We start from the raw sequence: 8,764 nt of genomic DNA, 5'->3' as shown, positions 1-8,764 counted from the left end.
GCTTCTCCAAGGCGACGCGCGATCCTTGCAGGAGATCGGCCTTGGCCAGGCGTTCGACGATTGACGCAAATAGCGAAGGCGGCATTTCCAGGTAGTACAGGCAGCGCTTCGAACCGATCCGCTCGGCCAGCGAGTCGTACAACGCCTGGTCGGTGACGTCGCCGTGTAGGTAGGACAGCCGGTCGGCTAGCCGGTCGAACACCTTGTCGTCCATTTTTTCGCCGGTATCGGCGATCGCCTTGCGGGCGCGATTGACCAACTCCTCTTCCGTGATGTCGTCGCTGGCCACGCCCAAGATCGGGCACTGCAGCAACTTCCGGCGCTCAAGGCGGTAGAGGGCTCGGAAGGTCATCTTGCGGGCCAGGTCGCCGGTGATGCCGAAGATCACCAGCAGGTCTGAGCAGCGATCGCCGGATTCGGCCAATCGGTGACCTCCACGAAAAATCGACTAGTCAGCCCCGGGTTAAAACTTGAAAACGCGCCCAACTCGACCTGCCGCGGCCAGGTCCAACCCTAAACACCGCGGCGACGCCCGACAACACGCAACGAGGTCCACGAGCGCGGTTGTGAAGTAACCGGTTACTCGGGAAGCCAAACGCCTACGTGCAAGCGGCCCACGCGGCCGATCCGGCAGTGTTGCGACGATCGACGAGGCTGATCAGGAAAGATGCGTGGCATGCATGACCCCGACCTGTTGCTGATCGCGGTTTACGCGCTGGCCGGTGTGGCGGTCATCGAGGCCGCAGCGCTGGCCTTCGTATGGGCGGCGCTGACCCGCAGTCGCCGGGAGGCCGCTGAACTACGGCGACGCGTCGATCCCCGCAGCTGGCTGCTGCCCGCCGGCCGGGAGGCGGTCAAGACCGTGTGGCAGACCGCGAACCTGGTGCGCAAGGAGGGGTTCGGCGCCGCGGTGCGCAGCTCTATCGAAGATCTCGCCGATTGGGCCGAGGTGGAACGCCCGGACCTGGCCCGGGTCACCGCGGACGGCAAGGTGGCGATCCTGTTCTCCGATATCGAGGAATCCACCGCACTCAACGAACGGGTCGGCGACCGGGCCTGGGTCAAGTTGATCGGCGAGCACGACAAGCTGGTGCGCCAGCTGGTCAAGGAGCGCTCGGGGCATGTGGTGAAAAGCCAGGGTGATGGATTCATGATTGCCTTCGCTCGCGCCGAGCAGGCGGTGCGCTGCGGTATCGACATGCAGCATGCGCTGCAGAAGGATTCACAACGCAAGCGGCACAACGGTATTCGGGTGCGAATCGGGATCCACATGGGCCGCTCGGTGCGCCGCGGCGACGACCTGTTCGGCCGTAACGTCGCCATGGCGGCGCGCGTCGCCGGGGAGGCCGGTGGCGGGGAGATCCTGGTCAGCGAAACCGTGCGGGACGCCATCAGCGGCTGCGATGACATCTCCGTCGACGAAGGCCGCGAGGCCGAGTTGAAAGGCTTCGCCGGCACCCACCGCCTCTACGCAATCGCGGCCTAAGGCTCGTCGCCGTCCGCCTCGGCCAGGCGCTGCTGCAGCCGGGCCCGGATCTCGTCGGGCGTGTAGGCCCGGCGCCGGCGCTGATCGCGGGCCACCAGCACTCCCCCTGCGGCGACCCCGATGACCCCGGCCAGCCCGAGCAACTTCCAAATGGTGCGCATGCGCAAAGGTTATTCGCGACTGCATCCTGCAATCACCGGTATGTGCATAAGGTGCGTTGGTGGAAACACATACGGTGACTGTCACCCAAGCGGTGGAGGCAACTCGCACCGGCGACATCTGGCTGTTTCGTGGGCGCTCCGGACCCGACCGCGCAATCCAGACCTTGTCGAACAGCCCGGTCAACCACGTCGGCATGACGGTGGCGATCGAGGATCTTCCACCGTTGATTTGGCATGCCGAACTCGGCGACAAGCTGACCGACGTGTGGACCGGCACCAACCACCGCGGTGTGCAACTCAACGACGCCGGCCAAGTGGTCGAGCGGTGGATGCAGCGCTACGGGCAGCGGTGCTGGTTGCGTCAACTCAGCCCCGACGTCGACCATCACCAGGAGAATCGGCTGCTGCGGGTCATCGCCCGGATGGACGGCACCGCGTTTCCGACTACTACCCGGCTCACCCTGCGTTGGCTGCGCGGTCAACTGCCGACGGCATACGACTGGGTGCGCGGAATCCCCCTCTTGGACAAGCGAGTACGCGAGTCAACCCGACGGCGCAAAGAAGAGCAGCGAAAGGGCCGCTTCGAGTCCGCCTATTGCGCGGAGACGGTCGCGGTCACCTACGAAGAGATGGGACTGATCGAAACCGAGAAGCGGTCCAACTGGTTCGACCCCGGGAGATTTTGGAGCGGAGATGGACTTCCGTTGGTGGCGCCGTATCGGCTGGGCGGCGAAATCGGGGTTGTCGCAGACTAATCGGCGGTCAGTCGTCGCCGCATAGGTTGTTTTGAGCCGCGGTTGCCATATCCAACAAGTTCTGGTACGACGCGTTCGGGTAAGTCCAACGCTTGGCGACGTAGTCCGGCGAACGCCCGGCGTCCAATTCCCTACACATCGCGTGACCGCTACCCAGTAGGCCTTCGCCCGACGGGTCAGTTACCGGGTATCCGTGCCGGCTCAACTCGTCCAAGTAAGCGGCCTCGTCGGCGTCCGCCACCCCGGCGCCCAACAGGCCCACGAAGGTGGCCGCTGCTGCACACCAGAGCACCCTCAACCCGCGTCTGCTCACTCATTTCCTTCGATTGGACCGATGCTACGGCCAAACCGAGCGGTTGGCAGATCAATTTCCGAGCAGGTGCGCGTAAGGGTCGCTGTCCGAGCCAACGTTCTCCGGCATCGGGTAGTAGGTCTTGATGAGCAGATTCCCATCATCGTCCCACGCGAAAGTCTCGATGCTATAAGCCATTTGAACGTTCGGCTCGGTGCCGAAGTGATTCTCACAGACCCATGCCATCTCGTTGCCGTTCACTTGCACGGTGATCATTTTGATGGTGAGGATGGACTGGAACATGTCGAACGCGTCCGAGGTCGCGGCGGCAAAGCCGTGCTTCTCCTCAGTACCGACCGGATCGAACATGCGAACCTCGCCGGGGCAGATCGTGCGCCACGACGCCACCCACTCGTCTTTCTTCCCGGCATTCCACAGTTCAGCGTGCTTCGCCGCGTGCGCCAGGCGAGCTTGCCGGCTCGGTACACCACTCATGGGTCAATCAAACCATTCGGACGCCGGCCAGCAGCCAGCAAACTCATTGACGACCGTCATTGACGGGTGGCAATGAAATTTTGTAAGGTGCCGGTGTGCCTTCACCAGCGTCGACCGCAGAACCGGCTTCGCAGTTTGTCGGGGTGCGAGAGGCGCAGCGACTGCAGACCCGGGCGCGGGTTTTCGACGCCGCGCTGGCCGAGTTCGGCCGGTCCGGATTGGCGGGTGCGGACGTCGCGGCGATCGCCGCGGCGGCGGGAGTGGCGCGCGGCACGTTCTATTTCCACTTCCCGACCAAGGAGCACGTGCTGGTCGAATTGGAGCGGGCCGAAGAGGCGAAAATCGTCGCAACGCTCGACACCCGAGCCGCCGCGCATGATGACCTGCTGTCGCTGCTCACACTGCTGGTCCGGCACGTGCTCGCCGCCGAAGAGCGGCTGGGACCTGTCGTCTTCAAAGACATGCTGGGCCTGCATTTCTCGGCGACGCGGCCCATCGAAGCCGAGCTGGGTGAGCACCCGCTGGCCGGTTTCGTCATCGCCGCGATCGCCGATGCGGCGGCTGCCGGACGGGTGTCTCGGGATGCGGATCCGGGCGAGCTCGGTGTGATTTTCCTGACCGGGCTGTTCGCGTTGCTGGCGATCGGCGCGACCGCATCACTGGATCGGTTTGTGCTGACGATTGTTCAAGGAATGGAGGAGCGATGACCGCTGTAGGTGCCTTGGGTATTGAGGGCTACCGCGAATTCTTGGTGCGCCGCGACGGCGAGGCTGATCTGCTGCACCGCCACCTAGCCAGCCGCGAAGAATTCTTCGGCGGCTTGGTGACGGACCCGGTCCGCTCGCGTCGTCCCATCGATCGGGGCGTGTTCGCACGCAACCTGCGCCGGCGGCGACCCGAACCGGGCCTGAGCCGAGAAATGCTGTTTCTGTTGGCCACCGCGAAGCTGAACCAAGCGGAGCGGTTCGGCGTCGGGCTGGGCGAGACTTACGGGCACAACAGCGGTGACGACGCTCCGACCGAACGGGTCTACATCGAGCTCGAGGAGCACTACCACACCCGCTTACTTGCCTACGTGCTCGACATATTCGGTCTGCCGTTCCAAGTCATGCCGCCACCATTCGTGATGCGCCAGTTCGTCAAGCTCAACGTCTTCATCCCGGAACGCATCGGGATCGCGTTTGTGGGCGCAGGCGAGATGGCCGGCTGCATCTTGTTCGACGAATTGCGCCGGGTCGGGGTCGAATTGTTCGCCGACGAACCAGATGTGGCCGCGCGTATCGAGCGGCTCTATAGCGAGATCCTCACCGACGAGATTGGTCACGTCGGTTATTGCGCGGCCCGCTGCACCTCTGGGGAGCGAGCCGTAATGCGTTGGCTCTACCCGCGTGTCGGTCGGCTATTCGCCCGCGAGACCGCGGAGATCAGCCTGCTGATCGATCCAAAGATGCTGCACGCCCGCCTCGACGAACCGTTCAACGTCGATGAACTGACGTCCGGCTTGCCGAACGAGACCTTCCTCGCGGCGCACCCCTGAAGATCGCTAACCGCGCGGGGTTTGACGCCGAAACGGTCAGATCGGATTCCATATTCCGCTGTTCCAGAAGCCCCAACTATTGGCTGTCTGGTTCCACATCACCTGAGCCCCAGGCGCCCACGGCGGTGGAGGTGGCTGCTGCGGTGCCCACGGCGGCGGGACTCCCCAGGGCCCAAAGCCCGCCGGACCACCCTGACCTGCCGCAGGTTGCCAGTCGTGGCAGTGATGCCAGTCCCAGTCGTAGGCGGTGCCCCAGCCCGGGTCCCAGTGATCACCCGGGCACCAGTGATAGCCAGGCGCAGGGACCGGAGTCGCCTGGGCCCACGGGCCGCCCGCCAGCCCGAAAGCCGACAAAACCAGCCCACCAGCACCCTTGTAGACCGCTTCGCCGTCGCCATCTGCCAAGGATTTCCCCTCTACCCGAATCAAAGCAAGCCGTGATTTCCTAAACCGCCCGCCGCGCCGGAGGCGGTACCCAGGCTTGCAAGGCGCCGCGGCCAATCAACTGGCAGCCGTGGGTGAAGGCCAATTGCTTGGCGGCCTGGGTGAATTCTTGATTGCTGACGACGATGCTCTTCGTGCACCCGTGATGGCGTGCTCCCGAGACAACCTGCTGGACAGCCGCGACGCCGACCGCCTTGCCGTGGCGCTTGCACTGGATCGCCAGCGACTTGCCGTCCCGTTGGGCGATCAGGTCGACGCCGTAGTCGCCACTGACTGAGGTGACCGTGACCTGCCAGCCGGCCCGTCGCAGGCGGGCGGCGACGTAGTCCTCAAAGTCCGTCCCGGTCATGCTGTCAATCGCCAGCATGGACGCGCCGGGACGCCCGCGCCGCCGGCTTCCCTCGGCTGCTACCAACACGGCGAGAAACAGACCGACGACTGCTCCCAGCAAGCCCGTCGTGACACTGTGGCCGACGAAACCTGCGAAGAGCCCGAAGTAGGGCGGGAGAAAGTAATAAGCAATCTTCATGCTCGAAGCACGCCTCGCGACCTGAGAAGGCTTGCTGCGGCAAGGGTTAGCGAAGACGCCCGGTCCATGGGCTGATGATAAAGATGGCCGACGACAAATCGCGACGGCTTGGCGGAGAGGCCTTTCCGGGATGCCCCGAGGTTCCGCTTGACCGGCAAACGGCATCGAGTGGTCAGGAATCGCCGCACGGCGTCAACGTCGGTGGCGTCCAGCTACCATCGAGGATCTCGGCGCGCGGCCGATAGAGGCGAACGAGGTAGTTCCAGCCCTCCGGCGTGACGATCGCGTTCGGGGGGATGTCACCGTCGGCTGACGCAATGAAACGAACGGTGACCGAGCCGTCGGCGTTCCGCTCACCGGTGACGCTATTGACCGTGTACAGGTTCTTCTCGTTCGGCTCGAAGAACCCTCGCGCGTTGTATACCGACACCGACCAGAACGCTTCCACCGGAACATCTTTGAACACCAACTCGTAATCGCCGGGTGCAACGTTGGGGTCTACGCCGATGTACGCCGCTTCGGAGGTGGGTAGCCCACCCCACCCTGCCGCACACCCGATCAGGTGACGAACCGGGTCGACTTCTTCCCGCGCACCGAAAGTCCGGTCAAAGCTGTCGAGGCCACGGGCCAGGGCCAGCAGCGCGTCCCGGGTCGCGTCGAGGCTTTCGGGCTCGTAGTCCGGCATGACAAACGTTTCCGATGAGCCGGCGTCGATCGCGAGGCGTTGCTGAATCGCCGAGACTGCGGCCACGTCTGCGGGGTCGGTGGGGTCGACCAGTATTCGAACACCGACGAGGACGTAGCGAGACCCGTACTGATCTCGCGTCAGCGTGTACTCACCCACTTCATGGATGACGTTATTCACAAAGTGGTCTTCATTGAGGATCATCGCCGAGAGATAGCGACCATCGGCGTCAGGCAACGTGAGCCGAGCCGGTTCGGCGAGATCAACAATCGCAAAGCTGTACAACGTATCTCGGTTGAGTCTGATCACCGTCTGTTCATCGATGCGGGCAGGCGTGCTGTTGTGCCGAAAGCTCCCGACGCCGCCGGCGCCGGCCTGGATGTCGCGAAACATCCGGTGGGTCTCCGCCCGGACGAAGTTGTCCACGTTGACGAGAACCGCCACCACCTAACTCCTCACGTCTACTTGTTTGCTTCGGCCGCCTCAGACGTTTAACCGAAACCGGACGCAGTCCCGACGGCTAGGACCTTGATACGAACGTCGCCAGGAGCCGCATCAGCGCGGTTCCAGTCGGTTGGTCCACATCAGTTCGGTGATGTCGGTAACGCCGATCAGCAGTATTTGGTCAGTGGCGCGAACCAATAGCGTGTCGGATATGACGCTGCGGACCGGGAAGCCCTCGGCGTGGAGCCAGTCGACGACTACGGTATCGGCAGCGCGCAGTGCGGTGACACAGTCGCGCGCCGGGGTCGCTGAATGTCCGGCGAGCAACGCGGGAAGTCGTTGTCCGGTCAGCGTGATGGTGTCGGGGTGATGGCCGAGCATGGTGGCGAAAGCGGGGTTGGTGTAGACGACGACGCCGTCGAGTGCGGTGGCGAGCATGGGTATAGGCAATCGGTCCAGCAGAATCAACGCGGGCAGCGCATAAAGGTATTCGTCCGTGGTGCCCGGCGAAGGTCGGCGCCGTCGTTCGGTGCTGGGCTCCTTCGCGTCCACGAAGGATTGGGCGCCGGCTGGCGCGGCGGAGTGCCTGGCGGTCTGGTCGGTTCGGGGCTTAGCAAAATCAGGTGATGCGCTCATCGTGATCCCGCGCGTAGACGATTACCGTGAATGTCGGGTGGCGGCGCAGTGCGCCTTGAGCTCTGCGGCGGTTAGCACAACGGCGGAAGTCATACCCGGACCAGCTGAAATTCCCAGCGGCCCCGAATTTACCCGATCTGATCCGATCGCGGAGGTTGAACGACACGGCGGGCTTTCCCCAGGGTCGCGGCGGGGGGCATGGGGACCCGTACGTGCCGTCGGCGGTGTCGGTCATGACCATCGACGCTAGCTGCCGGGTGACTGTCACGGACGCATGTCGCCCCCTGCGACATCCCAGAGCAGGCGCAAGCCGACTTGCTCGTCACGCCCCGATCATTGTCTTAGTAACCGAAGCGTCGTAGCTGCGGCTTCGTCTCCGACCATGTCTCCGGTCGAACCGCCGCCGTACTTGTCACGGTAGGCGTGGTCCACGTCCTCCCGCAGTCCCGACGGGCCGACACCGATGTCCTCGATGCGCACGTCGACTTCGACGCCAGGGACGCGCACACGTGCGCGTCTTGTCCGCAAGGCAAGGCCAAACCACCCGGTATCTCTGCGGTACCAGGTGCGGATGTATACGTCGCCGACGACGCGCACGACCCAAATCGGCGTCCACGGCCGAAGTGTTCCGTCCGCACGGCGTACTGCAATTTCGAGTTCGCGGGCGGCATCGACAAGAGCGAGCTGCTCGGGCTTGCGGTAGTTACGGGCGACCGAGGTCATCGCGTCGCACCAGAATTGTTGTCGCAGCAAATAATCCAGCGCGGGACGTCGTTAACACTTGCCCAACTTCGGACCTGGAATCAGTTACACGCGACCCAACCGCGTTCGCCAACCATTCTGGCTCGCCAGATGCGTCCGAAGTCCCCGCTGCGTCTAGTGAGCTCCTTTGCTCTTGCATTATCAAGAGCTACGGCGGCTAAATACCCTGCTTGAGCCTCGGTGGCAGGTCCAGGATTCGAACCTGGGTAGGCATACGCCCAAGGAGAGCGCCGAGAAGGGCATCGTGTCGGTGAAGACCAGCGCACCCGGCGCGACTGTGGTGGATCAAACGTCAAGTTAACCGGGAGCGTTCATCCAGCAGCGCATCCGCCACGTCTATCGACGGGAGTGGACCAGTGATGAACGTTCAGTGCGGCGTCCGCTGATGGGCTTCGTTTTCTGAGGATTAATCCGCTGTATCGCAGAAAAGCGGTTATCTGTATCTGCTTAGCTTGAGCGGGGGGATGACCGCCATCGGTTGTGGCCAGGTTGATTACCGGATGAAGGAGCCAGTGATGTCCCTCTCAGAAATCCTTCC

13 protein-coding genes and 1 pseudogene are annotated in these 8,764 nt (G+C 63.6%); 5 read left to right on the top strand and 9 right to left on the bottom strand.

Going from position 1 to position 8,764, the window contains the following annotated elements; all coding sequences use genetic code 11:
* Positions 1-424: pseudogene (locus tag VKI00_RS15705) on the bottom strand (glucose-6-phosphate dehydrogenase); the annotation flags it as partial.
* 243 nt (positions 425-667) lie between these two features.
* On the opposite strand from VKI00_RS15705, the gene VKI00_RS15700 reads away from it, so the two are divergent.
* Positions 668-1,486 carry an adenylate/guanylate cyclase domain-containing protein gene (locus VKI00_RS15700; protein WP_324438872.1) on the top strand — a complete coding sequence of 273 codons (819 nt, stop codon included), beginning with the start codon at positions 668-670 and terminating at the stop codon, positions 1,484-1,486.
* Here VKI00_RS15700 and VKI00_RS15695 read toward each other — a convergent pair.
* Positions 1,483-1,647: a hypothetical protein gene (locus VKI00_RS15695; protein WP_324438870.1), complete on the bottom strand. Its 165-nt coding sequence runs from the start codon at positions 1,645-1,647 to the stop codon at positions 1,483-1,485. The genes VKI00_RS15700 and VKI00_RS15695 overlap by 4 nt on opposite strands.
* Positions 1,648-1,706: 59 nt before the next feature.
* On the opposite strand from VKI00_RS15695, the gene VKI00_RS15690 reads away from it, so the two are divergent.
* Complete coding sequence (locus VKI00_RS15690; protein WP_324438868.1) at positions 1,707-2,402, top strand: guanylate cyclase; 696 nt, start codon at positions 1,707-1,709, stop codon at positions 2,400-2,402.
* A gap of 7 nt (positions 2,403-2,409) precedes the next feature.
* Here VKI00_RS15690 and VKI00_RS15685 read toward each other — a convergent pair whose 3' ends face one another.
* Entirely contained in the window at positions 2,410-2,715 is a 306-nt protein-coding gene (locus VKI00_RS15685; RefSeq protein WP_324438866.1) for a DUF732 domain-containing protein, read from the bottom strand.
* A 51-nt stretch (positions 2,716-2,766) separates the two neighbouring features.
* Positions 2,767-3,189 (bottom strand): hypothetical protein, encoded by a 423-nt coding sequence (locus tag VKI00_RS15680; protein WP_324438864.1) that lies wholly within the window; start codon positions 3,187-3,189, stop codon positions 2,767-2,769.
* A 95-nt stretch (positions 3,190-3,284) separates the two neighbouring features.
* Between VKI00_RS15680 and VKI00_RS15675 the strand changes: the two genes are divergently transcribed.
* Positions 3,285-3,896 (top strand): TetR family transcriptional regulator, encoded by a 612-nt coding sequence (locus VKI00_RS15675; RefSeq protein ID WP_324438862.1) that lies wholly within the window; start codon positions 3,285-3,287, stop codon positions 3,894-3,896.
* Positions 3,893-4,726 carry a hypothetical protein gene (locus VKI00_RS15670; RefSeq protein ID WP_324438858.1) on the top strand — a complete coding sequence of 278 codons (834 nt, stop codon included), beginning with the start codon at positions 3,893-3,895 and terminating at the stop codon, positions 4,724-4,726. Before VKI00_RS15675 ends, VKI00_RS15670 begins: the two co-directional genes overlap by 4 nt.
* Positions 4,727-4,762: 36 nt before the next feature.
* Here the strand turns inward: VKI00_RS15670 and VKI00_RS15665 are convergent, their stop codons facing one another.
* From VKI00_RS15665 to VKI00_RS15645, 5 genes are all read right to left on the bottom strand, one after another.
* Complete coding sequence (locus tag VKI00_RS15665) at positions 4,763-5,131, bottom strand: hypothetical protein (RefSeq protein WP_324438857.1); 369 nt, start codon at positions 5,129-5,131, stop codon at positions 4,763-4,765.
* A gap of 40 nt (positions 5,132-5,171) precedes the next feature.
* Entirely contained in the window at positions 5,172-5,699 is a 528-nt protein-coding gene (locus tag VKI00_RS15660) for a restriction endonuclease (RefSeq protein WP_324438856.1), read from the bottom strand.
* Positions 5,700-5,871: 172 nt separating this feature from the next.
* Entirely contained in the window at positions 5,872-6,777 is a 906-nt protein-coding gene (locus VKI00_RS15655; protein ID WP_414687213.1) for a DUF1214 domain-containing protein, read from the bottom strand.
* Positions 6,778-6,939: 162 nt separating this feature from the next.
* Positions 6,940-7,464: a PAS domain-containing protein gene (locus VKI00_RS15650; protein ID WP_324438853.1), complete on the bottom strand. Its 525-nt coding sequence runs from the start codon at positions 7,462-7,464 to the stop codon at positions 6,940-6,942.
* Between the two features lie 333 nt (positions 7,465-7,797).
* A complete protein-coding gene (locus VKI00_RS15645) occupies positions 7,798-8,187 on the bottom strand; it encodes a DUF2255 family protein (RefSeq protein WP_324438851.1) in 390 nt (129 codons plus the stop codon).
* Between the two features lie 166 nt (positions 8,188-8,353).
* Between VKI00_RS15645 and VKI00_RS33815 the strand changes: the two genes are divergently transcribed.
* Complete coding sequence (locus tag VKI00_RS33815) at positions 8,354-8,527, top strand: DUF1508 domain-containing protein (RefSeq protein WP_414687212.1); 174 nt, start codon at positions 8,354-8,356, stop codon at positions 8,525-8,527.
* Positions 8,528-8,764 lie beyond the last annotated feature (237 nt).

Origin of the sequence: Mycobacterium sp., from assembly GCF_035314665.1 — a bacterium.
GTDB lineage: Bacteria > Actinomycetota > Actinomycetes > Mycobacteriales > Mycobacteriaceae > Mycobacterium.
Note: the sequence above shows the minus strand (reverse complement) of the source record. Positions and strands in the feature narration are given on the sequence as shown.